Genomic DNA, 25,743 nt, shown 5'->3' with positions numbered 1-25,743 from the left:
GAAGCGATTAAATCGCTTCTCATTAATCCACCTTTTTCAGCAATTCAATTGTTGGTAAATCACCACCAGCTTTTACGGTTGACATACCGTGAATGGTAATTTCAGATTTGATAAAATCTTCTTCATCCGCTTTGTAAATGTTATCGACATATTTTTGTGGGTTACGGTCGATATAAGGAAACCACGTACTGTGAATCTGTATCATAATGCGGTGACCTTCTTTAAACGTATGCAACACATCCTGTAACGGAACAGTTACATTGGTTGGCACTCCGGGCTCAAAAGGTTTCGGCTCTGCGTAACTGTCGCGGAAACGGCCACGAAATACTTCATGACGCACCAGCTGTTGGTAACTACCCATTATAATATTTTTAGGATTGTGCTCGTAATTTGGAAAATCATCCGGATAAACATCGATCAGTTTTACCACAAAATCGGCATCGGTGCCGGTCATTGAAACCACCAGTTGAGCCAGAATTTCGCCAGCAATAGTTACATTTTCGTCCAGAATCTCGGTTTTAAAGGTCAACACATCCGGGCGGTACGAAGCATGGCGCTGATCATCGGTCATAAACAAGCGTGGCGTAAACGTTAAACCTTCCACCTCCGAACGGTAAGGCACCGGTTTTGCCGGGTCGCTTACATAGCTAAATTCAGCATTGGGGTCGATATTCTCGTTCATCAGCAATTTGCCGTTTTCGCCAAACGAAAAAGTAACCGGAGCCACATCTTTTGGTGGCCATTCATCGTATTTTTTCCACGCTTTTAATCCGGTATCGAACATATAGGCTTCCGGCAAAGTCATTTTTCCTTCATCTTTCAGGTAGTAATCGAAAAATGGTTTTTCCATTTCGCGCTGAAAGAAAGTTGAAATACTGTCGCCAAAGTAAATATGATTTATGGTTTGCTGTCCACGTTCGCGCGACCAGCCACCGTGTGTCCACGGCCCCATAACAATCGTACTTTTTGCATCCGGGTCGTTGTGCTGAATGGTTTTATAAATGTTTATCGGCCCAAACAGGTCTTCGGCGTCAAACCAGCCACCAACAGTCAACACCGCAGGATTTATGTCTTTCAGATGTGGCAGGATTGAACGCTTTTGCCAAAACTCGTCGTAGTTAGGATGCTCCACCACCTGATTCCAGAAAAAGTTATCGTAATGGTATTTTTTAGTAATGTTTTTCAGCGGCCCCAGCGCCAGGTTAAACTCATAACCATCCGCAGGACGATCTTTGTACAAACGCATCATTTTATCGGCGTACCATGCTTTGTTGGTTAACGAATCTTTCTGGTAACCAAACACCGGAAAAGCTGCCATGTACGATTGCAAAAATGCCCCCTGGTGGTGGAAATCGTCGAAAAAGAAATCAGAAATCGGTGCCTGAGGTGAAGATGCTTTTAAGGCCGGGTGCGCATCAAGCAAAGCAGCTGCACTGTAATGTCCGGGGTACGAAATACCGTAAATGCCTACCTTGCCGTTGTTGCCTTTTATATTCTTGATCAGCCAATCGATGGTATCGTAAGTATCCGAACTTTCATCAATGTCTTTTTTGTTTTTCACATCGTTACCCGGAATATTGGGGCGCATGTTATCGAAAGTTCCGCCCGACATGTAACGACCACGAACATCCTGATAAACCAGAATATATCCGCCACGAATCAGGTAATCTGATGGCGCCCTGAGTTTGTTATTGCGTGTCCCGTCTACGTTGTAACATGTACGGTTCATCAACATCGGGTAAGTTTTCGATTCGTCTTTTGGCGTGTAAACCACCGTAAACAATTTTACTCCGTCGCGCATTTCAATGAAGTATTCCGATTCGTTGTAATGTGTTGCAACATACAACGAGTCAGCATCTTCGGCTTTAACATTTACACTAATAAGAAACAGGGAGAAGACCAAAAGGAATAAATGACAACGCTTCATAAATGATCTAATAATTTGTGGCATCGAACGACAACCAGATTTTTAATTCGCCCAAATATAAACAGTTTATCATCACATGGTGCTGTTTTTTGTCATATTTACAATTACTACCTACAAATAATTTCATTTTGCATTAACACCTTCAGATTTCACAAAACAAAAAAGCGGAACCCAACTAAATGGATCCCGCCTTTATATAGTTTTATGAAAACAATTACAACTCCACGTTCAGAACTGAATATTTCTGAATAAGTTTTTCCAGTTCGAGCACCACATCCTTTTTCTTTTCACCAAAAAGGTTTTTGTAGTATTCGATTCCCTCCTGCAGGTTACTTTTGAATTTCACCAGGTTACGCTTTTCTTTTACGTCGTCGGTGTTTTGCTGAAAAGCCTCGATACGCTCTTTAAAAATATCAAGATACATACTTAGTTCTTTCAAAAACATATGAGGACGATAACCTTTATCCAACAAATTGATGCGCCCGTAAATATGGTCAACCATCTCTTTCAGAGAAGAGATTTTTGAAAAATATGCGAGGTTTGGTCCCGGACAAACAGTTACTTTCTCGTTTTCTTTCACTTCGAAACCTTTCGACTGCAGCATAGAAATTCCAAGCCCAATGCACAAACATTCCGGCTCGATAATTTTATCGTAAGCTTTTTTGTATTTCGATTCCGGCAAATTCAGTTCCTCCAGTTCCTGTAACTTTTTACTCTGGTACTGGCGCGACGATGTGCAGATCGGTTTTTCAGTGTATTCAGTGTTATACTTCAAAAATCCTTTTGTACAAGGCATTCCTGCCTTTCCATCGGCAGCCATTGCCAAACGCAGATTACTCATCGATGCCCCTTTAATACTGTTGAACGGAACACCCAGCGGCGACAAACCACTGTAGTAATAATCTTTTTCCTTACCATCAGCCAACAGGTTCATGGTTTCAGTATCGATACTGATAACTTCAGGAACCAACATAAATGGCGATCCCCAGCCAACACTGTCCATGTTGTAATGATCGAGCAGCAAGTTATGTTCTTCAACGTTACCAACGCCGCCCTGAGCGGTAATTTTCATATCAGGTTCGGTAGCGGGTTGCGAAAGCTCTTTTTTCTGTAAAGCCGTTTTATAAACTTCAACACAAGTATCGAATAACTTCTGACGGTTCAGTCTGAATTCATCCAAAATTGGCCCAAACAAAACACCGTTGGTCGGGAAAGCGTGTCCTCCACAGTTTACACCCGATTCGATACGGTATTCCGAAACCCAAAGTCCTTTTGCAGCCAACATTTTACCCTGCACAAGCGCCGATCGAAAATCACTAACTTTCAGAATAATATTCTTTTTGATCTTCCCTTTAATATCAGGGAAAAAGTCTTTGAAATTTTCGATGTAGCTGTACAAGCGCGGGCTCATTCCGGCCGAAAGTACCAACGACGAACTCAGGTTACTGTTGGCAAAACCACGCAATGCCGCATGTGCATCGTTATACTCGATGGGAAGTTCCTCGCCATCTTTTTTGTTAACCTGGTCGAGTTTTGTCATGATGTTTACATCAATCGAACCCACCGGCAACTTTTCGTTCACCCATTTCTTAAGCTCTTCGGTAACCGATTTCTTAAAGCCAAGGTTGTTGAATTTCTTTTTCAATTCCGATGCCTCGGGAAGCATGTCGTAATATTTTTCCAACTCGCCACCAACATTCGACAAAGAAGCTTTTAGTCCATCAACCTTCTTATTTACAATCTCTTCCATCGTATTCAGGTACGATGTTATGCGTTTTGCTCTGTGATCGTCGACCTTTTTTGAGATAGCTGTAAACGGCAAATCAAACTTTTTACAGTAGAATTCGCGTATCGTTTCCATCAGCGAATCATCAACAAGCGAGATCACCGACGAAATTCCAAAAGGTGCTACATTAACAGGTGTGTCCATTGAATATCCTACACCCAGAACGGGTATATGGAAAGAATGTCCTTCAAATATCTTCATTTACGTAAATTATGTAAGACGGGGTTAATTACGCCCCGTTTCAATTAAAATCAATTGGGCGCAAAGAAAGCAACTTATTTTACATTTGCTTGCAACTATTGATGCATTGACAAAATTGACCATTATTTTCCTATTTATTTTCAATCACAAACTTTTAATTCGAACTTTTTCGTCTATAATTCAATTATAGACGTATGACCAATCGGTCAATTAATCCAATTTTTTCTTGGAATTTCAAAATACATCTTTTAACTTTGACCGACCGTTCAATCAATAAATAAAAAAGATGCCAAGAAGTCCGGAACAATTCGACGATATCAGAAAGCAGAAGAAACATTTAATCATGGAAACTGCTCTTGAACTATTTGCAGAAAATGGTTATCACGCCACTTCAATTAGCCAGATTGCAGCTAAAGCAAAAATCTCCAAGGGACTAACCTACAACTACTTCAGCAGCAAGAGAGAAATACTTGATGAACTGATGGAACATGGTTTTAACGAAATCTACGACAACCTGGATATTAACCATGACGGAATACTCTCCCAGGAAGAATTTATCTATTTCATTCGGCAAAATTTTAAACACCTTCGCGATAACATGCAGCACTGGAAGTTGTTTTTTTCACTCTTGCTGCAACCACAAATCTCACAAACTTTTGCTGATACCTATGCCGAAAAAGCGGCCCCCATTTTCAATCTATTTTATGGTTTTATAAAAGATCAGGGCAGCACAGATCCTGAAAGCGACCTCATGGCCATTTCCTCATTAATAGAAGGCGCCTTTTTATATTGTGTGGCTGCCCCCGATGTTTTCCCCATAGATAAACTGGAAGAGGCCGTAATTACCGCAGCATTTAAAATCGTTAACAATCAACAATTACCAAAATGAAACGCATACAACTTACACTAACTTTTGTGCTTGTGGGCCTTTTTGTGCTGGCCCAGGATATGACAGCAATTATAAAACAAGCCGACGAAAAATTCAGAGGCGAATCCAGCCGTGGAGAAATGACCATGATTATTGAACGCCCGGGATGGAGCCGCACCGTTTCGATGAAAAACTGGACCCTGGGAAACGACTACTCGCTGATATACATTACCGCACCGGCTAAAGAAAAAGGCCAGGTTTTTCTGAAACGTGACAAAGAAATGTGGAACTGGGTACCCAACATCGAAAGGATGATAAAAATTCCTCCGTCGATGATGATGCAGTCGTGGATGGGCTCGGATTTTACCAACGACAATTTGGTTAAGGAATCGCAAATGGCAAAAGACTATTCGAACAAACTGCTTGGCGAAGAAGAAGTTGACGGCTATTCGTGCTATAAAATTGAACTGATACCCCACGAAGATGCGCCCGTTGTTTGGGGAAAAGTGATTATGTGGATATCGAAAGAAGAATTGCACTGGCTGAAAGCTGAGTTTTACGATGAAGACGGCTACCTCGTGAATACCGAAATTCTGACGGATGTAAAAATGATGGACGACCGCGAAATGCCAACACGTTTGGAAATGATTCCGGCCGACGAAGAAGGCAACAAAACGGTTATGATCTTTGATAAAATTGAGTTTGATGTTGATTTGAAGGAGAGCTTTTTTTCGCAGCAGAATATGAAAAGGATACGATAAAGACTGTCATTTCGAAGGAAGAATGACTGAGAAATCTCTTTCAAGGATACAGATTTCTCCTCGCTAACTCGTCGAAATGACACCTAATAGAAGAACATTCAAGCCTTATCCAATGAAAACAAACATAAAACTCGCCTGGCGGAACCTCTGGCGCAACAAACGCCGGACAATCATTGCCATATCTTCTATCGTGTTCAGCGTGCTGCTGGCCTCGTGGATGCGGTCGATGCAGGAAGGTTCGTACGACAGCATGATTGACAATTCGGTTAAGTTCTACACCGGTTATCTGCAGGTGCAGGATACCGCCTACTGGGACGAACGTACGCTTGACAATAGTTTCAAAGTAGATGCAGAATTACAAAACCAGATTAAAAATATAAAAGACGTTTCGCTGGTTTCCAACCGGCTGGAATCGTTTTCATTGGCTGCCGACCATATGAAAAGTAAACCGGCCATGGTGATGGGAATTGAGCCCGAAGCAGAGGATCAGATTACGAACCTTTCGAAAAAAATGCTGTCGGGAGAATTTATTAAGTCAGGCGATAAAGAGGTAGTGATCAGCGGAGGACTGGCCAAATATCTTGAACTGGAGGTGGGCGATACGCTGGTAATGATCTCGCAGGGATATCACGGAATAAGTGCCAGTGCTTTATTTCCGATAAAAGGAATTATAAAACACCCCAATGCTGAGTTTAACAAACGCCTGGTGTACATGGACATTGAAACAGCCCGTGAGTTTTATTCAGCTTATGGTTTGTCTACTTCGCTGGTTGTAATGACCGATGATCACTACAGCGTTAATCACATAAAAAAAGAAATAGAGCAAATTCTGCCGGAAAAGAACACGGTAATGACCTGGACAGAAATGACACCTGAACTGGTGCAAATAATTCAAAGCGACCGCGGCGGTGGAATTATCATGCTTGGGATTCTCTACCTGGTTATTGCCTTCGGTATGTTTAGCGTAGTTATTATGATGGTAAAAGAACGCCAGCGCGAGTTTGGAGTGACACACGCCGTAGGTATGCAAAAAAGAAAATTAGCATCGCTGGTCTTTATCGAAACTCTTTTTATTGGATTTATCGGATGTGCAGTAGGATTGATAATCAGTTACTTTTTCTGTCTGTACTTCTTTTACAATCCGATTCCGCTTACCGGCGATATGGCAAAAGCCACCGAAATTTATGGCATGGAACCGTACATGTTCGTTTCGATGAAAGCCTCGCTCTTCTACAACCAGATCATTGTGGTTTTCCTCATCAGCCTGTTTATAGCGATTTTCCCGATAACAAATGTTAGCAGGTTAAAAATCACGAAAGCAATGCGCAGTTAAGCCTTAAAACAATTAATCACGAAAAAACTAAAACGATGATACTTTCAATAGCATGGCGAAACGTTTGGCGAAGCAAAACCCGCAGTTTAGTAATGATTGCGGCCATTGCGCTGGGCCTTTTTGCAGGCATATTCATGATGGCATTTATGAATGGAATGTACAACTCGCGTATTGAATCGGCCACCCGATCGGAGTTGTCGCACATACAGGTGCACGCTCCTCATTTTTTGGACAACACCGAATCGGAATTATTTATACCAAATGGTTTTGCACTGGCCGAACAAATTGCAGCGCTCGATTCGGTAGAGGCTGCCTCTCCCCGACTGATTGCTGAGCCTTTTATAATGGCAGCTCACGGAACGGGCGGCGGTAAAATGTTAGGAATCGATCCGGAAAAAGAGAAACAGGTTACTGATATTTGGGAACACCTGGTTGATGGCACTTACCTTGAAAAAACCAGCCGCATGCCGCCGGTACTGGTGGGCAAAAAACTGGCCGATAAACTACGCTTAAAAGTTGGTACCAAAATAAATGTACAGTTAGTTGATTTTAATGGTGATCTGTCATCGAAAGGCTATCGGGTTGCAGGCATTTATAAAACAGTAAACACCGGTTTCGATGAAATGCATTTGTTCGTCAACATCAACGATCTGCGATCGCAAATTGGCATTCAACCCGATGCGGTACACGAAATTGCCATTCTGTTAAAAGACAACAGTTATGCGCCATTGGTAAAACCGGCAGTGCAAAAAACTGCCCCCGGAATGGATGTGCAAACCTGGAAAGAATTAAGTCCTGAAATGTCACTCATTACCGATTCCATGGACCAGTACATGTACATATTTATACTGATCATCCTCATCGCACTGTGTTTCGGCATTATCAACACCATGCTGATGGCAGTTCTGGAGCGTGTAAAAGAAATTGGAATGTTGATGGCTATTGGAATGAATAAACGGAAAATCTTTAACATGATCATCCTGGAATCGATTATGCTCACTCTCACCGGTGGCGTAGTCGGGATCCTGCTGGGAATCGGAATTTCACGAATTTTCGAACAACATCCAATCAACCTTTCTGCGTTTGCCCAGGGATTGGAACAATACGGTATGTCAACCGAAATTTCAACTGTTTTTCCATCTCACTCATTGGGAATATTAATTACGCTGGTAGTTTTAACCGGACTGATCTCTGCGATTTACCCGGCACGAAAAGCGCTGAAGTTAAATCCGGCTGAAGCCACGAGAACGGAATAAGGAATATTGGAAAATTGGAGGATTAGAATATTAGAATAAAAAAGACATTAAAAATTACTATGCTACTTAAGTTATTTAAGAATTCTGGCATTAAAGCATTTTCGCATTGAATCATTAAAGCATTGTTATGAAAATAATAGAAATCAAAAACCTGCACAAAATTTATAACGGCAGCTCCGTTTCCGTGCATGCGGTTAACGGAATAGATATGTCGATTGAAGAGGGCGAATTTACAGCCATCGTTGGTCCGTCGGGATCGGGAAAAACAACCTTGCTGAATATTATTGGCGGTTTGGATGACGCCACTGAAGGCTCGGTTGAAATTGAAGGCGTTAAGATCAATGAACTTTCATCACGAAAACTAACTGATTTCAGAATGAAAAATATTGGTTTTGTCTTCCAGGCTTATAACCTGATTCCTGTTCTTACGGCCAAAGAAAATGTGGAATTTATTATGCATTTGCAGGGAAGCAAAAAAGCCGACCGCGATGCACGTACCAGCGAACTGTTAAAAGCGGTTGGACTGGGCGAGATGATGGATCGACGACCTTCGAAATTGTCGGGCGGGCAACAACAAAGGGTGGCTGTTGCACGAGCACTGGCATCGAAACCCAAATTCGTTCTGGCGGATGAGCCTACTGCCAATCTCGATTCGCACTCCACCGAAAATCTGCTCGATATTATGGAGCAACTTAATAAAGAGGAAAAAATAACGTTTATATTTTCAACGCACGACCAGCGGGTGGTAAACAAAGCGCGGCGTGTAATTACCATCGAAGATGGAAAGATAATCAGCGACATCAGAAAATAACAGCTTTTGTTTAAGAAGATGCCATTAAAACAAGTATAAAAGTGAAAATCCGGATAGTCCTATTTTTAATCGCATTGACCCTTACAGTTTCAGCCACAGGAGAAACAAAAAACCGTACGCTAAACACTGCTGCCGATGTCAATTACTTGTCGGAACTGGAGAAAGAAGTGATCTACGAAGTCAACTTGTTCCGTTCTGATCCGTCGGCGTACGCTGAGAAATATATTGCTCCCCTCGCCCAATACTACGACAAAAAAATTTTGCACTACCCCGGCGATAAATCGATAATGACACAGGAAGGCGTAAGCGCATTGCGTGAATGTGTCCGTTTTCTGAAAAATGCTGCTCCGGCTCCGATTGTATATCCTGATAAATTGTTGACCAAAGCGGCCAATGATCATCAAAAAGATCAGGCAAAAACAGGAAGAACAGGACATATTGGAAAGGATCGTTCAAACTCGAAAGTACGTATTGAACGTTACGGCAAATGGCAGGTTCGGATTGCGGAGAATATTGCCTATGGAAATACCTCTGCACGGCAAATCGTAATTTTTCTATTAATCGATGATGGCGTTAAAAACCGTGGTCACCGCGCCAATCTTCTTCAGGCTGATTTTAAAAAAATTGGTGTGGCCTGCGGAACTCATCCGCGCTACACTACCATGTGTGTGATGGATTTTGCGGGAGGAATGGGAAACCAATGAATGATGAATAATGATTAACGAATTAAGATTGAAGAAGTACAGGCTAACATAGCTTGTTTGTGTTTATTCCAATCTTGGATCTCAAGTGGTTTGTCGAAATTCGACATTTTATATGATTTAGTAAATAGAAAACACCTGATAAAACAGGATTCAAAAAATGAAAAAAGCTTTACTCATACTAACTCTTATACTTTCTAGCCTTGTAATACAAGCGCAGTCTAAACTGTCGTTTAACGGCTATATAAAAGATTTGGGTATGTATTATCATCCGGTTGAGCCGATTCCAATATCAACAGACAAATCGTTGGATTACCTATTTCTGAATGAGATACACAACCGTTTAAATTTCAGGTGGTATGCATCGGAAAAACTGACCATTGTGTTGGAAGCCCGCAACCGCATTTACATGGGGCAAATGATCCGTGAGTTTCCCAACTACGAAGATTTTGTTGATGCCGATAACGGTTATTTAGAATTGGGAACCGTGTTGCTTTCTGCCGACAGCTGGTTTTTACATACGATGCTCGACCGGGCATGGATTGATTACACAAACGGTAAATTGCAGGTAAGACTCGGACGCCAACGTATTAACTGGGGCACCAACCTGGTTTGGAATCCTAACGATGTGTTCAACACCTTTTCCTACTTTGATTTTGATTACGAAGAACGCCCCGGCACCGACGGAATTCGGTTGCAATACTATACCAGTGTTACTTCTTCTGCAGAGCTGGTATACAAAATCGGGCACAACAATGATGAAACGGCCATTGCCGGTATGTACCGGTTTTCGAAATTTAATTACGACATACAATTTTTAGGTGGCTGGGTTGGCAAAGACTACTTTTTAGGCGGCGGTTGGGCCGGCGATATAAAAGGTGCCGGATTTATGGGCGAAGCAACCTGGTTTCGTCCGCGCGACAAAGAAGAGCCAGAGAACTTCGAAACATTTGTAGCATCAGTTTCGGCAGATTATACATTCCCCAACAGTTTTTACCTGCATTTTGGTACCTTATTCAACAGCTACGGAACAACAGGCGATGCAGGCGGTCGCAGTTTCTTTTCTCCCGATATTTCTGCCAAAATGCTTTCATTGGGGAAATACCAATTGTTCGGCCAAATTAGTTATCCTTTTACTCCCCTGCTCTCAGCCAACCTGTCAACCATGTTAAATCCCACCGATGGTTCCTCATATCTTGGTCCGGCCCTAACCTACTCGTTGGGCGATAACTGGGAACTAATGCTGAATGGACAGTTATTCTTCGGACGAGAAGGTACTGAATATGGCGATTACGGACAGGCAGTTTATGTGCGTGTAAAATGGGCATTCTAAGTATTGACAATAAGTCCCTTACCTCAAAAAGCTCCATACGCCGTTGATTAAGAATTATTAACACAGCACAGCAATATTAGCGCCTCACGACCTTTGATTAAAGACTTATTTGTCTTAATTTTAATAGTTATTCAAATTATTCATTATTAAACATTTAAGTTATGGGATTAATTCTTGCTCCTTTAAAGAAGGAAAAAGTAAATGCCTGGAAAGATTGGGCAAAATCGTTTAGTGGAGAACAAAGTCAGGCGTTTAATGAATTCAACAAAAAACACGGACTAACCCGTCATGATGCATGGTTGGCTGAAACACCCGACGGTCCGGTTGTAGTTGTGTTACATGAAGGCCCGGGAGCCGATAATTTTCTGCAAAGTGTGGCAGCCTCGGATGGTTCTTTTGAAAACAGTTTTAAAGAAAAAGTACTGGAATTTCATGATATGGATATATCAGCTCCACCACCAGGACCAGCACCCGTAAAAATGATTTCATCAGACTAAAATTATTCCCCCAACTCCTTAAACCAATTAATACCCGTTTATAAAACGTTATTCTTTTTAGAGTTATTAGAAGGAACATGTTTCTTCTGAACAATTTCGTGGTTGTAAACAACACCACCTTGCACCGTTATATGAATTTCGGTTTCATGAGAATTATCGCCTCCATCCGCACCTGACTTGTCAGAATCAATGGGTATCCGAAGTGTTCCGTCGTACCAATCGGCTACCATTTTGGGGCCGGTAAGCACATCCCGGGGATTAATAACAACAGTTGGACTCACCTGCTGAAAACCCGTTAGGTAAAGTACATTATTCCGGATCCGCCATGATGCCATATAACCTCTTCTACATTCCGGTATTTTTCCTCTGAATTCAGGAATATCAGGACGCGCTTCGAAAAACACTTTTAAAGGTGTTGATAACAGCTCATACAACTCTCCGTCAAGGTAAATTCTATCATTTTGTTGATTAGCCATATCCTCTGGTTTAATGAATTAAAAATAGTCTGTCACTTTTATAAAAAGTCTGTAGCCCGGTTCGGCCCAATGCCCTTACCAGACCAATGCTAAAATAAATCACAATTTTCGAATATGGTAATCCATGCGTATGTTTTCAAACAAGTTTCCGAATGTTAATTTGATTCACCCCAACTCCACTTTTACAGGATTCAAAATGTGAATGGTTCGTATATCTGTTATTAAAAAAATCAAGTGTTATTAAAATGTCTCTAAATCTCATGTTGCCTTTGTGACTATTTGATTTTAGAATTATATTTCATAACTTTCTGTAAGCTTTACCATTACCAAACACTTTCCTCAAACAAAAATTAGTTTAGAGCCACGAATTAACAGTTCAATTTTCGGAAACAGCTTTGTAGTTGATTTTGTCTTAAATCAAAAATCAGATTATTAACCAAAAATCAAAATCATGGACAAAAACGAAGTTATTTCGAACGTTTCAAAGGCTATTGTTAAAGCCTGGAATGAATGCGATTATAAGGCATTCATAAAACACGTGGACCAGGATGTGATTGTACTGCCGCAAGGAGCCAACTCCATTGTTGGTATTGACGCTTTAAAATCTTTCTACAGCGACTTTTTCAAAACCTTCACCTTCGAAGTAAACGAAACCCTGGACGAAATTACCGTTTTTGGTAATTATGCCTATACGGTTGGTACCTGGGTTGGATCGATGAATCCGGTTAACGGAAGTATCCCAATTCCTTTCAACAATGCGGCAATTGGCATATACAAGCAACAACCTGATGGCAGCTGGCTCGTTTACCGTAACATTTACAACAGCAATGAAGAATAGAAAGAGCAAAAAGCCCACGACTTTCTGATAAAACTTAAAAACCAAAAATAAAATAACATGAAAAGAAAAATAACTGCAAGAGTAGCGCTGACACTAATTGTTGGATTTTTTGTGATTATCTTAAGCTGCAATTCAGGCAGCAAAAACCAAAGTAAAACAGTTTCTGTAGATCCAGCCCCGGAAATCACCATTGAAACGATTGGTGGAATTTCCGAATTTCCGCCACCTTTACAAGGGTATGCCATATACCTTGATAATAATTTTCTGATAATAAGCGGAGATTCTGAAAGCAATATATCATGTTTTGGGGGTTCGTATGAAATTAACGGAGAAACCGTAGTTAATACAATTCGTTATGCGACCGATCCAAATTTAATTGGTAACACAGAAGAATGGAAAGCAGAATTGTTAGAACAGGACACATTTCTAATAACCCTATTTGATGAAGAAGGAAACGTTAACCGAACTCTAAAAAGTATTAGAAAAGTATACCCGTCTGCCTTAAAAAGTCAGATGACTGATATAGAAGGTTTCTTTACATATTTGCCTCCACTGCAAGGACAAGCCGCAAATATTGCCGGGTATTATATTTATTTGTTTGGACAGGCAGACAATACAATGAGTGCGAACGCAGGAACATATGAAAATCACAACGATACCATTACCTGCAAATATCTCTACTCAACCACTCCGGAACTAGTTGGGGGAGAATTTAGCTGGATGAATCAAACAATTGTTGCCGATACATTCACTTATGCAATTCTAAGCGATTTGGAAGAAGATGTTCCGGTAATAGGTCGGTCTCTTAAAGTCAAATAACCATCAGTTTTGAGAATCTAACAACTACAATGTTTAGTATCAATAATCAATTATGAAAAATGATTTAAAAGTAAAGAAGATGAAAAATATTATTATTCTATTTGCCGTAATCAGCTTGTTTTTTACATCAAGCTGTAACCAACAAAAGATTGTAAGTGATAACGAAAATGTTGACGAAGTTGCTGCACAACTCGTGCAAATTTGGGATGATTTTAATGAAGCAATGTTGAGTAAAGACATTGATAAAGTATTGTCTCATTTTACACAGGATATTATTAATTATCCTTTTTATGGTTCAACCCAAAATGGTTTTGAGGAAACCAAAGCTTTTCTTGCAGATTTTATGAGTAACTACCCTGAAGGAGGATTCGATTTTAAGCAGGTAGAAGTAAAAGTATTTGGAGATACGGCATTCGAGGTTTCCTCAATGCAAGGTCAAAGAGGTTTCTCCATTTTCAAAAAGCATGATGACGGGAGCTGGAAACTCTACCGTTGGGTTGGTCAACAAGAGAATAGCAATTAAAGCTCAGCGATGAAAAGTAAACTCTTTTTCCGTTATTACTCTTTGCAATAAGCAAGTTTGCTTTCAAACACATTTTCGGCTTAAAATTAACTCCCAATTATATATATGTACCTTCATTCCAATAATAGATTTGGAGTAAAAAGCGTTGGTGTTTTCTCTAGCCTCGTGGTAAAGCACTACTTTCTGAAAAAAAAGAATTAACACTAACGTACAAACGCTTCGAGTAGTGAAGGAAATTATAAAAATGAATCCTGCTCCATTCTGGGAGCTCGAAAAAGATGTACGTCAGTGCTAATAATTCTTTTGAAAAGTAAAATTCAATACCTCTTTGTAACTGGCTTTTTATTCCCCATCATGAAACATAAGATTTACCAAAGCAACCGTATATTGCTTTTTGGTAGGCGAATACGAAATTTTATAATCTGTTGGATACCAACCGGATTCCTGATAGGCTATAGGTTGCGGGATTGGTATAATTTCGTCGGGCATGGTCATCAAATAATCTCTCGTAATCATTGGTTCCCAAAAGATAAATTCTGCATCGAACGATCCCCAGATAAATGTTTTTGTAAATGTTTCTCCTCCTAACTCGGGTGATCTTACATCTATCCAGTGAGCACCCATTTGGGGAACAAGCCCTTCCAGTTGCATGTAAAATTCAGGAATGTAATCGTCTCCAGGCGCATCATCTTTATCAGGAGGCGACAGTCCCGGAATCGCTAAACGTTCTTCATTTGGAATAATGTAAAAGTGAATATCGAAATGCGGCAAATCATAAATTCCCGGAGGTTCGTGTCCCATTGGATTCCAATCGAACAACACATGGGTATAAAAACGATTTCCTTTATTTTTAGGTAATTCCAATACATATTGTTTTGGTTCATCGGGAAGATTATCCAAAACTTTAGCCGAGAGATTAATTCCTACTTCCACCGGGTCGCCGTCCCTGTTTTCAGTAACATAAGCCCGTACTACCCCGTTACCAACGGGTAAAGTTGAACTGTAAAAGTTATTAACTGTAGCCTTCTTCAGCTCTGAAATGTTTTCATTAACAGAGTCAAAGTCATCTGCTCTCTGGCACGATTGCAACCCAATAATCGCAACCACCAACAGTAAAATCCAAAGTTTTTGATCAATTTTTTTCATGATTTATAATTTTGAGTGGAAACAAGTTACGACAATACAAATCAATTTAAAATACTTATAAGTATTTTATTTTACGCACAAAATGAATCATTGATAGCCTGCAATTTAAAATACCCGTTTGTCTTTTTATATGCAAATCACTAACTTGTATAGGAACATTTAATCAAAACAACATGAAAACACCAGTAGAACAAAGCCTTTACGAACGACTTGGAGGCATCGAAGGAATTACGTCGATTGTTGACGATATTGTGGAAAATCACATGACCAATCCGGCAGTTAACAAACGTTTTTTACCCTTAAAAGACGATCCGGCACATTTTGCCGAGGTGCGGCAACACCTTATTAACTTTCTGGCAGCCGGAAGTGGCGGCCCGGAAGAATACACGGGAAAAGACATGCTTTCGTCGCACAAAGGCATGAACATTAGCCAGGGCGAATACATGCATGTTATCGACGATATTATGAAAGCACTGACAAAGAATAACATCGATGAGCAAACGCAAAAAGATGTGCTGGCAATTGCCTATTCATTAAAAGGCGAAATTGCCGGAGTTTGAACTTCGGAACTAAGCAAATAAAAAAACAGTAGCATCATTACATCAATACTACTGTTTTTTTTTGTGGATTAACTTTAGCGGCTGTTAATTCGATGCTTTGTCTAACATCAACAGCGAGTTAATTACAACCTCGGTTATATACTGTTTCTCGCCGTTTTTATCTTCCCACTGGCGGTTTGTCAATTTTCCTTCAATGGCAATCTCTTTCCCTTTTTTCAAATACTTTTCAGCAACCTCGGCATTTTTACCCCAGGCTACCAAACGGTGCCAGGTAGTTTCGGTTTGTTTGTTTCCGTTACTGTCGCGGTAAATTTCGTTGGTGGCAATGTTAAAATTGGCAACTACTTTTCCACTCTCTAATCTTCTTACTTTTGGATCTTCTCCAAGGTGACCTAACAATCGTACGCTGTTTCTTAATGCATTCATGATATTTCTTTTTTTAGTTAATAATTTAGGACTGTGTCTTATGCGAGTCCTGTAACGCAATTGTTGAAACAAAGGTAGATTGGCAGGTAAAGCTTATTCGGTTTTTAAACGTTTGTAGTCGACAATAAGCGTTTGCAAACGTTTACAAACGGATATATTTTTATATATTAGCACTTTAGCAACTCAGACAAAAAGCAATAAAATGGAAAAAAGAACCTGCCTCGAATGTGGAGAACCATTAAAAGGACGAGCCGACCAAAAGTTTTGCAACGACAGTTGCCGTAATGCCTACAACAATAAAAAGGCCAGTGGATCGACCAACTATATGCGAAAAATCAACCGCATTCTGAAAAACAATCACTCGATTTTGGAAGAGTTAAATCCGGAAGAAAAAACTACCACCTACAAAAGCACACTCAAAAAACGCGGCTTTAACTTTACCTATTTTACCAATACTTACACCACCAAAACCGGCCGCGTTTATTACTTTGTATACGACCAGGGTTATTCTGAACTGGAAGGCAACAAACTAATGCTGGTAAAAAAAGAACAGTAGGTTTTAACTGGCGAAATAAACTCAAGCTCACAAAAACAATTCAATAATAAATATGAGCAAATACTATTTCGAGAAAATAAAACGCCTGCACGCACTGGCCGAAATCGGGCTGGAATACAACACTATTTCTTACGACGTTGAACGTTACCAGGAAATACGAGACATTTGCCTGGAAATGCTGGAGAAAATCACCCGCACACCGGTTGCCGATATTATTCCGGTTATTGAAGAACGTAACGGTTACCGAACGCCAAAAGTAGATGTAAGAGCCATTGTTTTTAATGAAAAAGACCAGATTTTACTGGTACAGGAAAAAGCCGATAAACTTTGGGCATTGCCCGGTGGCTGGACTGACATTGCCTACAGCCCCGGCGAAGTTGCCGAGAAAGAATGTCTGGAAGAAGCCGGCATAAAGGTAAAAGCCACACGTCTTTTGGCCATTATGGATAAACAAAAACAAAGTATGCCACCGGCATTCGAGTATGTTTATAAGATTTTTCTGCTTTGCGATAAAGAGACTAACAACATTTCTATCGGATCCGAAACCTGCGATGTGGGCTGGTTTAACGAAAACGAACTTCCGCCACTTTCACTTCCGCGAAACAACGAAGCACAAATAAAAATGATGTATGAATACAAACGCGGAGAACGGATAGATCCCTATTTTGATTAACCTACTTCAGCTGGCAACGCATTAATACCGGATTTCCGGTAGCCGCAATATGCAACTGAACTTTTTCAAATTCGTTGTGGCGTTTATCCGAAATTTTATGTCCGCCAACCTTGTAGGCTGTAATGGGTATGTAAAGCTCGTCGGACTGCGATAGAAACTCGGGATTGTCCCAAATACCTCCGTCTATATTATTCACCGCTTCGGTAAAATACGTGGCTTCCCAATCCTTCTTTTTAATCAGTGCAGTAGTTTGGTGAGAGCCCAACCAGTAGGTTAGATAAATATAATTCTTATTTTCAAAGTAGCTTTTTATTTTCGAATGGTGCGTGTTATGAATGTATTTCAGTGTCTCAACATCGTCTTTGTCGCCGGTGTTTCGCCAAATTTCTGCAAACGAAGGATAACCATCACTTTCAATTAAATATTCTGGTTGAAAAGCCGAATTATTATAGGCGAAAACCGTATCGCTGTACGACGATACCAACGAAATGTTTGCAGCCCCCACAGCTGCCAGATTCGAACGTCCCAAATCTCTCAAACGATCTTCAGGAAAGTTGATTTTTTTTCCTTTACTTTTTTGCGAATACACAGTATATAAACCATAACCGGGCACATCGTTCACCACATAAAACTGGTTTTTCGATTCAAAGAATTTTGTTCCGGGCATTTTCGCAGCAACCAGTTTGCTTTTGTATTTTCCGTCTTTCCCAACAATGTAAATTCCATCCCCGGCCAATACTGCAAAATCTTTCTGATAAGTAATAATATCCAATGGATTTTTAATTCTGCCACTCCCCTCATTATTACTCACGATGGTATTTATAAAATCACCTTTTTTTGTAAAGCGGATAAAACTAATTTCGCGTGCTCTGCGCTGAAGAACGACTAAATCGCCATCCAATTCTTTGACGTTTAAAATATCACCAAACTCAATTTTAGCTTCGTTTACTTTTAATTCCAGGTAATTAAGATCATCAACAAAACTTGAAATTGGTAAAATATCCTGCGATTTTTTCAGTACTATTTCCGGCAAACCGATATTCTGAACCGGTTTTTCAGTACATGAGGTAACAAACAGCGTTACGAACAATAAAATTATAATTGAATGTTTCACGACTTTAATCTTTCTCTAATTGTTTTATGGTGTTCTATTCTGACAAATACCATGCCTTTGAGCGCACAAAGCAATAAATATTATTTAGTATTCAACTATGGAAGAATAATTAAATTGTTTTTTTGAAATTAAGAAGCAAACATTTAATATTGACAAATAAACAGCTATCCGTTGAACCTATCATTTATAAATAACAACTTTCGTTTGCTCGACCGCAAAAAAGACAGGTACTTTCTTGTTCTTACCGTTCTGGTTTTCAGCATTTTCTTTATCAATGTTTTTAAACCCTGGAATATTGGTCGTTGGTATTCCGATTCGCCTCTAATTCAATTCCTCCGACTTTCGAGCTATGGTTTTATTTCGTCGCTAGTATTATTGTTCACGCAATTTCCACTTCGTAGAATTTTCCATCAACAAACATTCAAACTTAAAAGCTACTTGTTGTGGATTCTTGTTGAGATTGTATTGATCAGCCTCGTTTATATTTTTTTGTACGGCAATCCTATTGGTAACTTTATCAACGATTTCCTTTTTTCGTTAAAATACACCGTGCTTGGTATTATGATTCCATACTCGTTTGCGCTTCTTCTGATTTATTACAAAAAACACATCGAAGAAATTGAACAACTACAAAACAAACTTTCCGGAACCGACAAAAACCAGCTTTTAACTTTTACTGATGAAAAAGGTAAACCTCGTTTTTCGGTTCGAAGCAAAGATTTTCTTTACATTGAGTCAACCGACAATTATGTAACCGTAAACTTTATATTGGAAGGGAAATTACAACGAAAACTTTTGCGCAATACATTGAAAAATATGGAGAGCCAGCTGGGGTCCGAATCGATACTGCGTTGTCATCGTTCATTTATCGTGAATACCCAAAATGTTGACTTCGTTCAGAAAGAAAACAAAAAGCTAAGTCTTCATCTGAATTCATCTGAAGTAACTATTCCGGTATCCGAAAAATATTCGCCACTGCTTTTAACCGTTTTATCCTGACTACCGAAATTTCATCCCTAAATAGCGAATTTCATCCCTTTAATTTGCAAAAACAAATGTTGCTACCAATCTTTGTAACACACTAAACAAGTGCAATTTAAAATCACACCTAAATTTTATACAATGAAAAAATTAATGTTTTTTGTTTTTATCCTTTTTGCTGCTACGATTACAGTTAATGCAAGCAACTCTTCAAACAATAAAGAAGTAATTGGAGAATGGAAATATGAAGTTCCGAGTGCGCCTTACGGTTATAATGCCGGAAATCTTGTATTTGAAGAAAAGGAAGGCAACCTGACCGGTCATGTTAAACTGGAAGATGGGTACAAGATCGATCTGAAAGATGTTGCTTACAGCGAAGGCGTATTAAAATTTGGTCTTTATGTAGACTACAATTACGTTACCCTTAAAGTAACCGTTGAAGGAGAAAATATGAAAGGAAGTGTAAATAGCCCTGATGGAGAGATGCCGATTACTGCCAAAAAGGTGAAATAATTACTAAACGATATGTAAAAAGGCCGCTGCAAAATGATTTGCAGCGGCCTTTTTATTGTTTAAATATTTTATCGACTAATCTAATTTAATCACCTCGCTGCCGGCTAGCAAAAAGGCTCCCGTTCCGTATACTTCCCAGCTCTCTGCTTCGAAGTTTTTACGTGGATCGGCACCAATTGGCTGACACCAGCCAACATGTCCGTCGGGCTGAATTAAACCATTTAATCCTACCCATGCTTTTTCTACCGCAGGCAAATAAGTGGCCTTATCTAAAATGCCGTTATTGATTCCCCAGGCTAAAGCATAGCAGTAAAAACCTGATCCACTGGCTTCTCCTCCCGGATACGATTCAGGATCGAGCAGGCTTGAACGCCACAAACCGTCTTCCTGTTGAAGAGAAAGAATTTTTGCCGCCATTTCTTTGTAATTCTGAAAATAAAAATCACGGTTCGGATAATCTTTTGGAAGCTCGCTTAACACACGAACCAAACCTCCCATTACCCAGCCGTTTCCTCTCGACCAGAAAATTTTCTTGCCATTGGCTTCTTTCTTTTCTTCAATTCCGGGTTCGTTCCATTTGTAGCCCATATCTCGTGCGTACAAATGATGTTCTTTATCCCAAAGCAAGTCGTAGGTTTCTTCCCACAGTTCATCCGAAAGTTTCAGGTATTTGTCATCGTCTAAAGTCATTCCCAGCTTTACAAATGCCGGAGGTGCCATAAACAAGGCATCGCACCACCACCATGTCTTTTCACGAATACCATCGCCTTTGTAAGGCGTTTTCATAAACTCGTCCATGGTTGCAATAAACGGTTCAATCATTTTCTTATCGCCCGAAACCCTGTACATATCAATGTAAGTTTGGCAAATCACATGATCGTCGGCATGATGCAAACGCGGCCCCGGTTTCCATTCGTTGGCCTCTCCCATTTCGTACATGGCCTTCCAAATCTTTTTCGAGCCCGTTGTTTCGTAGGCTGCAACAACTCCGGCGTAAAATGCACCGTTGGTCCAATCGTACAATTCGTGTTTTGGATGCTCCAACTGCCAGTCCAACGCCTTTTTCATCGTTTTTTTAATGTAACTGTCTTTAAAAAGCTTTTCGTTACCCGCTTTTTGTGCCTGCGCCGTTCCTCCCAGAACTATCGCGGCAAGTAAAAGAATGATTGTTTTCTTCATGTTGATCTAAGTTTGATGCAAATCTATGCAATCGATTGCAATCTACAAAATACATTATCAATTTCTTATCAGGAAAATTCCCAAAAGACCATAAATTGTGCTTATGTTTATTGACGGCTTAACTTTAATTTTAAATTAACACCAATACGTATTGTTCAATACAATTTTATAACTATACTTGCATCAAAATAACTGATATGACAGTAACAACATTACATCACGGCCATCATTGGAAGAACCAACCATCGGGTAGGCTGTAATTGTTTTGTTTAAACTCAACGATATTAATTCATAAAGGCTTGCCATTAAAGGCAGGCCTTTTTTTATATAAAACAGACATGGAAAAACTTAAGATTGCTATTCAAACAAAAGGAAGGTTAAACGAAGACTCAATGGGCCTGATAAACGAGGCCGGCATCGGATTAAGCGTTGGCAGGCGTAAATTGGTATCGGAAGCGAAAAATTTCCCAATGGATGCCTTGTTTTTACGCGACGATGATATTCCGCAAACCGTTGCCGACGGTGTTGCCGACATTGGTGTTGTTGGCGAAAACGAAATGGCCGAGAAAGACGAAAATGTGGTAATTGCCAAACGTCTTGGATTCTCGAAATGCCGTCTGTCGCTGGCTATTCCAAAGTCACTTGATTATCCGGGTGTTGAATTCTTCAACGGCAAAAAAATTGCCACCTCCTACCCCGTTATTCTGAAAAAGTTTCTGGACGAGAATAATATCAACGCTGAGATTCATGTGATTAGCGGATCGGTAGAAATTGCACCGGGAATTGGTTTGGCCGATGCTATTTTCGATATCGTAAGTTCAGGATCTACACTGGTGAGCAACCGTTTGAAAGAAGTTGAAGTGGTAATGAAATCGGAAGCTGTATTGATTGCTAATCCTAACCTTTCGGCAAAAAAGCAGGAAATTCTTGATGAACTGATTTTCAGAATCGAATCGGTACAACGTGCTGAAGGCAAAAAATACATTCTTCTGAATGTTCCAAACGAAAAAATAGAAGAGATAACTTCGCTGCTGCCGGGAATGAAATCGCCAACACTGGTTCCGCTGGCAAAAGAAGGCTGGAGCTCGCTGCACTCGGTAATTGAAGAAGATGATTTTTGGGAAGTAATTGGCAAGTTGAAAAAAGCCGGTGCCGAAGGCATTTTAGTTGTTCCTATCGAGAAAATGATTTTCTAGAAATTAGATCCATGAAGCCGTTCTTAAAAGCAGCTATCGGGTTAACAGTTTCATGAATAAATGACTACAAGACAATACATATTGTTTGCCATTCCATCATTGATTTGGGGATCGACGTGGTATGCCATTAAGTTTCAACTGGGAACAGTTGATCCGCTGTTATCGGTTGCCTATCGCTTTTTGGCAGCCGGTATTCTGCTCATTTTATTTTGCCTGGTAACAGGACGAAAAATGAAATTTACGTTGCGCGAACACCTGATGATGCTTCTGCTGGGGCTTTGTCTTTTCGGAATGAACTACTGGTTTGTTTACGAAGTGGAAACTACCCTGACAAGCGGTATTGTGGCAGTGATATTTTCGTTGATTATTTTCTTCAATATATTTTTCAACGCAGTGCTGTTAAAAGGGAAAATAAAGCCCGATGTTATAGTGGCCGCAGTTTTGGGAGTTGGAGGAACAGCGTTGTTGTTTAAGAACGAGTTGGTAAAGTTTCAGGGAGGAAACGGCAACTGGATCATCTTTTTGCTTTGTTTCGGAGGCCTGACTTTCGCTTCATTAGGAAACATTATTTCAGCGTATAAGCAAAAGAAAAACGTACCTGTTTTGCAGGCCAATGCCTACGGAATGTTGTATGGAGGATTGGCCATGTTTGCAATGGTATTGCTGCTTGGCAAACCACTTCGTTTTGATGCTTCGCTGAACTATTCGGTTTCGTTATTGTACCTTTCAATTTTCGGATCGATAGTAGCTTTTTCCACCTATTTAAAACTGCTTGGTGAAATTGGTCCCGACCGTTCGATATACGTGGCACTGATTACTCCTGCTATCGCTTTGTTAATTTCTACTTTTTTTGAAGGTTACCGATGGGATGTATTCGCAGCGTTGGGAATACTTTTGCTATTTTCGGGCAACATTCTGGCTTTACGGTTTAAAACAAAAAAAACAGTTACATGAAGACTTATATAAATCCGGGGAGAAATACCTGGACCGATATTTTAAAACGCCCGCTTTTCGATGTTTCGGAATTGTACGGACGTGTACAAAATATACTGACTGAAATTCGTGAGCAGGGCGATGAAAAATTACGCGAATACACCGAACGTTTTGACGGTGTTAAACTGGATAATTTTGAGGTTTCGCCCGAAGAAATTACCAGGGCAGAAGCCTCAATCGACCAGGATTTAAAAGATGCGATTGCTTTAGCTGCTGAAAACATAAAGGCTTTTCACAGTGCCCAAATGCCCGAAATCAGAAAGATGGAAACTGCTCCCGGCGTAATTTGCTGGCAAAAACCGGTGGCCATCGAGAAAGTTGGGTTGTACATTCCGGGCGGAACAGCACCACTTTTTTCAACCGTATTAATGCTGGCACTTCCGGCTAAAATTGCGGGTTGTAAACAAATTGTTCTTTGTTCGCCACCCGATAAAAATGGCAACATTCATCCGGCAATTTTGTACGCTGCTAAGGTTGCAGGCGTAACACAAATCTACAAACTGGGCGGTGTTCAAGCCATCGGAGCAATGGCTTACGGTACCGAAACTGTTCCGAAAACCTACAAAATTTTTGGTCCGGGAAATCAATACGTAACAGCTGCCAAACAACTGGTTAGCATGAATGAAGTTTCGATCGATATGCCGGCCGGTCCTTCTGAGGTATTGGTTGTAGCCGACGAAACATCGAATCCCGCTTTTGTGGCTTCCGATTTATTGTCGCAGGCCGAACACGGTGCCGACAGCCAGGTGGTATTGGTTACCAATAACGAAAATACATTAAAAGAAGTAGTTGCTGAAGTGGAAGCACAAGTTGCTCAACTGCCAAGAAAAGAACTCGCCGAAAAAGCGCTATCGCACAGCGTATTAATTGTGGTTTCGGATGATACCGAACGAGTGGATTTGATCAACGAATACGCGCCGGAACACCTGATCATCAGCACAAAAAAATATATGGAACTGGCAGAGAAAATCACTAACGCAGGTTCGGTATTTTTGGGCGAATTTACACCTGAAAGTGCAGGAGATTACGCTTCGGGAACCAACCATACATTGCCTACAAACGGCTGGGCACGATCGTACAGCGGAGTAAACCTGGATAGTTTTCTGAAAAAGATCACCTTTCAGGAGATTAGTGAAGAAGGACTTTTAACGATTGGCCCTGCTATTGAAAAAATGGCCGCTACCGAACAACTTGAAGCGCACAAAAATGCAGTAACTTTACGCCTTAAACAGATCGAAAAAAATGGAACTAAATAATCTACTCCGCGAAAACATAAAAAACCTGAAGCCCTACTCGTCGGCAAGAGACGAGTATAGTGGCGATGCGATGGTTTTTCTCGATGCCAACGAAAACCCCTTTAACGAACCTTACAACCGCTACCCCGATCCGCTACAACGTTTGGTAAAAGAAAAGATAGCGGTATTAAAAAAAGTAAATGCTGAAAATATTTTTCTTGGAAACGGAAGCGATGAACCGATAGATTTACTGATCCGTGCCTTCTGCGAGCCGGGAAAAGACAATGTGGTTACCATCGACCCAACCTACGGCATGTACCAGGTTGCAGCCGATATCTCAGGCGTTGAACTGCGTAAAGTGTCGCTAACCGAAGATTTTCAGCTGAACATTAATGATATACTTGGCGAAACCGACAAAAATACCAAACTGGTATTTTTATGTTCGCCCAACAATCCAACCGGCAACAGCTTGAATAAAGATGCGATGTTGGAGCTGGCCAACCAGTTTCATGGGCTGGTAATTATTGATGAAGCATACATCGACTTTGCGCCGGGGAAAACCCTGATGCCGGAACTGGAACACTACCCCAACCTGGTAATTCTTCAAACTTTTTCGAAAGCCTGGGGAATGGCCGGAATACGTTTGGGGATGGCATTCGGAAGCACCGAATTAATTGGTATTCTGAACAAAATAAAGTACCCGTACAACCTTAATATTCTTACCCAGGAAAAAGCCATGTTACTGCTCGACAAAAAAGTAACCGTTCAGAAATGGGTAAAACTGCTTATTGCCGAGCGCGATAAAATGGAAAAACTGTTGGCTGAATTTCCGTTTGTAATTAAAGTTTATCCGTCAGAGGCAAACTTTCTGTTGGTAAAAATGCACGATGCCCGAGGTATTTACAACTACCTGGTTGAGGAAGGAATAATTGTTCGCGATCGCTCGAAAGTACATTTGTGCAACGAAAGTTTGCGAATAACAATTGGTAATTCGGAAGAAAACGAAAGCCTTTTAAGTGCGCTAAAAAAACTAATTTAAAA

At 40.4% G+C, this 25,743-nt stretch carries 27 protein-coding genes; 20 read left to right on the top strand and 7 right to left on the bottom strand.

All coding sequences use genetic code 11. From position 1 onward, the window contains the following. Positions 1 to 22: 22 nt before the first annotated feature. Both G4420_RS12490 and G4420_RS12485 read right to left on the bottom strand, forming a co-directional pair. Complete coding sequence (locus G4420_RS12490; protein ID WP_163323969.1) at positions 23 to 1,927, bottom strand: CocE/NonD family hydrolase; 1,905 nt, start codon at positions 1,925 to 1,927, stop codon at positions 23 to 25. Positions 1,928 to 2,141: 214 nt separating this feature from the next. After that, positions 2,142 to 3,914 (bottom strand): hypothetical protein, encoded by a 1,773-nt coding sequence (locus G4420_RS12485; protein WP_204273676.1) that lies wholly within the window; start codon positions 3,912 to 3,914, stop codon positions 2,142 to 2,144. Positions 3,915 to 4,200: 286 nt separating this feature from the next. Here G4420_RS12485 and G4420_RS12480 point away from each other — a divergent pair, with 286 nt between their 5' ends. From G4420_RS12480 to G4420_RS12445, 8 genes are all read left to right on the top strand, one after another. Further along, positions 4,201 to 4,803 (top strand): TetR/AcrR family transcriptional regulator, encoded by a 603-nt coding sequence (locus tag G4420_RS12480; protein WP_163323968.1) that lies wholly within the window; start codon positions 4,201 to 4,203, stop codon positions 4,801 to 4,803. After that, the gene (locus G4420_RS12475; protein WP_163323967.1) at positions 4,800 to 5,543 is read left to right on the top strand and encodes an outer membrane lipoprotein-sorting protein; all 744 of its coding nucleotides are present in this window, start codon (positions 4,800 to 4,802) and stop codon (positions 5,541 to 5,543) included. The genes G4420_RS12480 and G4420_RS12475 overlap by 4 nt, the downstream gene beginning before the upstream one ends. A gap of 112 nt (positions 5,544 to 5,655) precedes the next feature. Next, a complete protein-coding gene (locus G4420_RS12470) occupies positions 5,656 to 6,876 on the top strand; it encodes an ABC transporter permease (RefSeq protein WP_163323966.1) in 1,221 nt (406 codons plus the stop codon). 35 nt (positions 6,877 to 6,911) lie between these two features. After that, a complete protein-coding gene (locus tag G4420_RS12465) occupies positions 6,912 to 8,132 on the top strand; it encodes an ABC transporter permease (protein ID WP_163323965.1) in 1,221 nt (406 codons plus the stop codon). A 127-nt stretch (positions 8,133 to 8,259) separates the two neighbouring features. After that, positions 8,260 to 8,943, top strand: a complete 684-nt coding sequence (locus G4420_RS12460) for an ABC transporter ATP-binding protein (protein ID WP_045033290.1) — start codon at positions 8,260 to 8,262, stop codon at positions 8,941 to 8,943. Between the two features lie 41 nt (positions 8,944 to 8,984). Next, positions 8,985 to 9,647: a CAP domain-containing protein gene (locus G4420_RS12455; RefSeq protein WP_163323964.1), complete on the top strand. Its 663-nt coding sequence runs from the start codon at positions 8,985 to 8,987 to the stop codon at positions 9,645 to 9,647. Between the two features lie 157 nt (positions 9,648 to 9,804). After that, positions 9,805 to 10,977: a hypothetical protein gene (locus tag G4420_RS12450; RefSeq protein ID WP_163323963.1), complete on the top strand. Its 1,173-nt coding sequence runs from the start codon at positions 9,805 to 9,807 to the stop codon at positions 10,975 to 10,977. A 161-nt stretch (positions 10,978 to 11,138) separates the two neighbouring features. After that, the gene (locus tag G4420_RS12445; protein ID WP_163323962.1) at positions 11,139 to 11,474 is read left to right on the top strand and encodes a hypothetical protein; all 336 of its coding nucleotides are present in this window, start codon (positions 11,139 to 11,141) and stop codon (positions 11,472 to 11,474) included. A gap of 38 nt (positions 11,475 to 11,512) precedes the next feature. Here the strand turns inward: G4420_RS12445 and G4420_RS12440 are convergent, their stop codons facing one another. Further along, positions 11,513 to 11,950, bottom strand: a complete 438-nt coding sequence (locus tag G4420_RS12440) for a hypothetical protein (protein ID WP_163323961.1) — start codon at positions 11,948 to 11,950, stop codon at positions 11,513 to 11,515. Positions 11,951 to 12,401: 451 nt separating this feature from the next. Here G4420_RS12440 and G4420_RS12435 point away from each other — a divergent pair, with 451 nt between their 5' ends. The 3 genes from G4420_RS12435 to G4420_RS12425 all read left to right on the top strand — a co-directional run bounded on the left by G4420_RS12435 (position 12,402) and on the right by G4420_RS12425 (position 14,130). Further along, positions 12,402 to 12,788 (top strand): YybH family protein, encoded by a 387-nt coding sequence (locus tag G4420_RS12435; RefSeq protein WP_163323960.1) that lies wholly within the window; start codon positions 12,402 to 12,404, stop codon positions 12,786 to 12,788. A gap of 57 nt (positions 12,789 to 12,845) precedes the next feature. Continuing rightward, positions 12,846 to 13,607: a hypothetical protein gene (locus G4420_RS12430; RefSeq protein WP_163323959.1), complete on the top strand. Its 762-nt coding sequence runs from the start codon at positions 12,846 to 12,848 to the stop codon at positions 13,605 to 13,607. Positions 13,608 to 13,686: 79 nt separating this feature from the next. Continuing rightward, entirely contained in the window at positions 13,687 to 14,130 is a 444-nt protein-coding gene (locus G4420_RS12425) for a YybH family protein (RefSeq protein ID WP_163323958.1), read from the top strand. A 342-nt stretch (positions 14,131 to 14,472) separates the two neighbouring features. On the opposite strand, the gene G4420_RS12420 is transcribed toward G4420_RS12425, so the two are convergent. After that, positions 14,473 to 15,276 carry a DUF5602 domain-containing protein gene (locus G4420_RS12420; RefSeq protein ID WP_163323957.1) on the bottom strand — a complete coding sequence of 268 codons (804 nt, stop codon included), beginning with the start codon at positions 15,274 to 15,276 and terminating at the stop codon, positions 14,473 to 14,475. Positions 15,277 to 15,449: 173 nt separating this feature from the next. Here G4420_RS12420 and G4420_RS12415 point away from each other — a divergent pair, with 173 nt between their 5' ends. Continuing rightward, positions 15,450 to 15,836, top strand: coding sequence for a group I truncated hemoglobin (locus G4420_RS12415; RefSeq protein ID WP_163323956.1), 387 nt, complete (start codon positions 15,450 to 15,452; stop codon positions 15,834 to 15,836). A gap of 84 nt (positions 15,837 to 15,920) precedes the next feature. On the opposite strand, the gene G4420_RS12410 is transcribed toward G4420_RS12415, so the two are convergent. Beyond that, the gene (locus tag G4420_RS12410; protein ID WP_163323955.1) at positions 15,921 to 16,262 is read right to left on the bottom strand and encodes a single-stranded DNA-binding protein; all 342 of its coding nucleotides are present in this window, start codon (positions 16,260 to 16,262) and stop codon (positions 15,921 to 15,923) included. 202 nt (positions 16,263 to 16,464) lie between these two features. Between G4420_RS12410 and G4420_RS12405 the strand changes: the two genes are divergently transcribed. Then, positions 16,465 to 16,818: a hypothetical protein gene (locus tag G4420_RS12405; protein WP_163323954.1), complete on the top strand. Its 354-nt coding sequence runs from the start codon at positions 16,465 to 16,467 to the stop codon at positions 16,816 to 16,818. Between the two features lie 52 nt (positions 16,819 to 16,870). Then, a complete protein-coding gene (locus G4420_RS12400; RefSeq protein WP_163323953.1) occupies positions 16,871 to 17,491 on the top strand; it encodes an NUDIX hydrolase N-terminal domain-containing protein in 621 nt (206 codons plus the stop codon). Position 17,492: 1 nt separating this feature from the next. Here the strand turns inward: G4420_RS12400 and G4420_RS12395 are convergent, their stop codons facing one another. Beyond that, positions 17,493 to 18,605 carry a 6-bladed beta-propeller gene (locus tag G4420_RS12395; RefSeq protein ID WP_163323952.1) on the bottom strand — a complete coding sequence of 371 codons (1,113 nt, stop codon included), beginning with the start codon at positions 18,603 to 18,605 and terminating at the stop codon, positions 17,493 to 17,495. 171 nt (positions 18,606 to 18,776) lie between these two features. Between G4420_RS12395 and G4420_RS12390 the strand changes: the two genes are divergently transcribed. Both G4420_RS12390 and G4420_RS12385 read left to right on the top strand, forming a co-directional pair. Continuing rightward, the gene (locus G4420_RS12390) at positions 18,777 to 19,604 is read left to right on the top strand and encodes a LytR/AlgR family response regulator transcription factor (RefSeq protein ID WP_163323951.1); all 828 of its coding nucleotides are present in this window, start codon (positions 18,777 to 18,779) and stop codon (positions 19,602 to 19,604) included. 123 nt (positions 19,605 to 19,727) lie between these two features. Further along, positions 19,728 to 20,099 carry a hypothetical protein gene (locus G4420_RS12385; protein ID WP_163323950.1) on the top strand — a complete coding sequence of 124 codons (372 nt, stop codon included), beginning with the start codon at positions 19,728 to 19,730 and terminating at the stop codon, positions 20,097 to 20,099. A 75-nt stretch (positions 20,100 to 20,174) separates the two neighbouring features. Here G4420_RS12385 and G4420_RS12380 read toward each other — a convergent pair whose 3' ends face one another. Continuing rightward, the gene (locus G4420_RS12380) at positions 20,175 to 21,278 is read right to left on the bottom strand and encodes a glycoside hydrolase family 88/105 protein (protein WP_163323949.1); all 1,104 of its coding nucleotides are present in this window, start codon (positions 21,276 to 21,278) and stop codon (positions 20,175 to 20,177) included. Positions 21,279 to 21,616: 338 nt separating this feature from the next. Between G4420_RS12380 and hisG the strand changes: the two genes are divergently transcribed. The 4 genes from hisG to hisC are packed head-to-tail and all read left to right on the top strand — an operon-like array spanning position 21,617 to position 25,741. Further along, positions 21,617 to 22,474: an ATP phosphoribosyltransferase gene (gene hisG, locus G4420_RS12375; protein WP_163323948.1), complete on the top strand. Its 858-nt coding sequence runs from the start codon at positions 21,617 to 21,619 to the stop codon at positions 22,472 to 22,474. 60 nt (positions 22,475 to 22,534) lie between these two features. Further along, complete coding sequence (locus G4420_RS12370) at positions 22,535 to 23,428, top strand: DMT family transporter (protein ID WP_045033301.1); 894 nt, start codon at positions 22,535 to 22,537, stop codon at positions 23,426 to 23,428. Further along, a complete protein-coding gene (hisD, locus tag G4420_RS12365; RefSeq protein WP_163323947.1) occupies positions 23,425 to 24,723 on the top strand; it encodes a histidinol dehydrogenase in 1,299 nt (432 codons plus the stop codon). The genes G4420_RS12370 and hisD overlap by 4 nt, the downstream gene beginning before the upstream one ends. Further along, positions 24,710 to 25,741: a histidinol-phosphate transaminase gene (gene hisC / locus G4420_RS12360; protein WP_163323946.1), complete on the top strand. Its 1,032-nt coding sequence runs from the start codon at positions 24,710 to 24,712 to the stop codon at positions 25,739 to 25,741. The genes hisD and hisC overlap by 14 nt, the downstream gene beginning before the upstream one ends. The last annotated feature ends 2 nt before the right edge of the window (positions 25,742 to 25,743 follow it).

This window comes from Draconibacterium mangrovi, assembly GCF_010586825.1.
Classification (GTDB): Bacteria; Bacteroidota; Bacteroidia; order Bacteroidales; family Prolixibacteraceae; genus Draconibacterium; species Draconibacterium mangrovi.
Note: the sequence above shows the minus strand (reverse complement) of the source record. Positions and strands in the feature narration are given on the sequence as shown.

What these genes read in the sequence shown, in the direction of transcription:
- G4420_RS12380 (WP_163323949.1), bottom strand. Translation starts at nt 21,278, where the DNA reads ATGAAGAAAACAATCATTCTTTTACTTGCCGCGATAGTTCTGGGAGGA.
- G4420_RS12425 (WP_163323958.1), top strand. Translation starts at nt 13,687, where the DNA reads ATGAAAAATATTATTATTCTATTTGCCGTAATCAGCTTGTTTTTTACA.
- G4420_RS12385 (WP_163323950.1), top strand. Translation starts at nt 19,728, where the DNA reads ATGAAAAAATTAATGTTTTTTGTTTTTATCCTTTTTGCTGCTACGATT.
- G4420_RS12410 (WP_163323955.1), bottom strand. Translation starts at nt 16,262, where the DNA reads ATGAATGCATTAAGAAACAGCGTACGATTGTTAGGTCACCTTGGAGAA.
- G4420_RS12485 (WP_204273676.1), bottom strand. Translation starts at nt 3,914, where the DNA reads ATGAAGATATTTGAAGGACATTCTTTCCATATACCCGTTCTGGGTGTA.
- G4420_RS12430 (WP_163323959.1), top strand. Translation starts at nt 12,846, where the DNA reads ATGAAAAGAAAAATAACTGCAAGAGTAGCGCTGACACTAATTGTTGGA.
- G4420_RS12370 (WP_045033301.1), top strand. Translation starts at nt 22,535, where the DNA reads ATGACTACAAGACAATACATATTGTTTGCCATTCCATCATTGATTTGG.
- G4420_RS12470 (WP_163323966.1), top strand. Translation starts at nt 5,656, where the DNA reads ATGAAAACAAACATAAAACTCGCCTGGCGGAACCTCTGGCGCAACAAA.
- G4420_RS12490 (WP_163323969.1), bottom strand. Translation starts at nt 1,927, where the DNA reads ATGAAGCGTTGTCATTTATTCCTTTTGGTCTTCTCCCTGTTTCTTATT.
- G4420_RS12475 (WP_163323967.1), top strand. Translation starts at nt 4,800, where the DNA reads ATGAAACGCATACAACTTACACTAACTTTTGTGCTTGTGGGCCTTTTT.
- G4420_RS12480 (WP_163323968.1), top strand. Translation starts at nt 4,201, where the DNA reads ATGCCAAGAAGTCCGGAACAATTCGACGATATCAGAAAGCAGAAGAAA.
- G4420_RS12450 (WP_163323963.1), top strand. Translation starts at nt 9,805, where the DNA reads ATGAAAAAAGCTTTACTCATACTAACTCTTATACTTTCTAGCCTTGTA.
- G4420_RS12445 (WP_163323962.1), top strand. Translation starts at nt 11,139, where the DNA reads ATGGGATTAATTCTTGCTCCTTTAAAGAAGGAAAAAGTAAATGCCTGG.
- G4420_RS12460 (WP_045033290.1), top strand. Translation starts at nt 8,260, where the DNA reads ATGAAAATAATAGAAATCAAAAACCTGCACAAAATTTATAACGGCAGC.
- hisC (WP_163323946.1), top strand. Translation starts at nt 24,710, where the DNA reads ATGGAACTAAATAATCTACTCCGCGAAAACATAAAAAACCTGAAGCCC.
- G4420_RS12405 (WP_163323954.1), top strand. Translation starts at nt 16,465, where the DNA reads ATGGAAAAAAGAACCTGCCTCGAATGTGGAGAACCATTAAAAGGACGA.
- G4420_RS12440 (WP_163323961.1), bottom strand. Translation starts at nt 11,950, where the DNA reads ATGGCTAATCAACAAAATGATAGAATTTACCTTGACGGAGAGTTGTAT.
- G4420_RS12465 (WP_163323965.1), top strand. Translation starts at nt 6,912, where the DNA reads ATGATACTTTCAATAGCATGGCGAAACGTTTGGCGAAGCAAAACCCGC.
- hisG (WP_163323948.1), top strand. Translation starts at nt 21,617, where the DNA reads ATGGAAAAACTTAAGATTGCTATTCAAACAAAAGGAAGGTTAAACGAA.
- G4420_RS12415 (WP_163323956.1), top strand. Translation starts at nt 15,450, where the DNA reads ATGAAAACACCAGTAGAACAAAGCCTTTACGAACGACTTGGAGGCATC.
- G4420_RS12435 (WP_163323960.1), top strand. Translation starts at nt 12,402, where the DNA reads ATGGACAAAAACGAAGTTATTTCGAACGTTTCAAAGGCTATTGTTAAA.
- G4420_RS12420 (WP_163323957.1), bottom strand. Translation starts at nt 15,276, where the DNA reads ATGAAAAAAATTGATCAAAAACTTTGGATTTTACTGTTGGTGGTTGCG.
- G4420_RS12400 (WP_163323953.1), top strand. Translation starts at nt 16,871, where the DNA reads ATGAGCAAATACTATTTCGAGAAAATAAAACGCCTGCACGCACTGGCC.
- hisD (WP_163323947.1), top strand. Translation starts at nt 23,425, where the DNA reads ATGAAGACTTATATAAATCCGGGGAGAAATACCTGGACCGATATTTTA.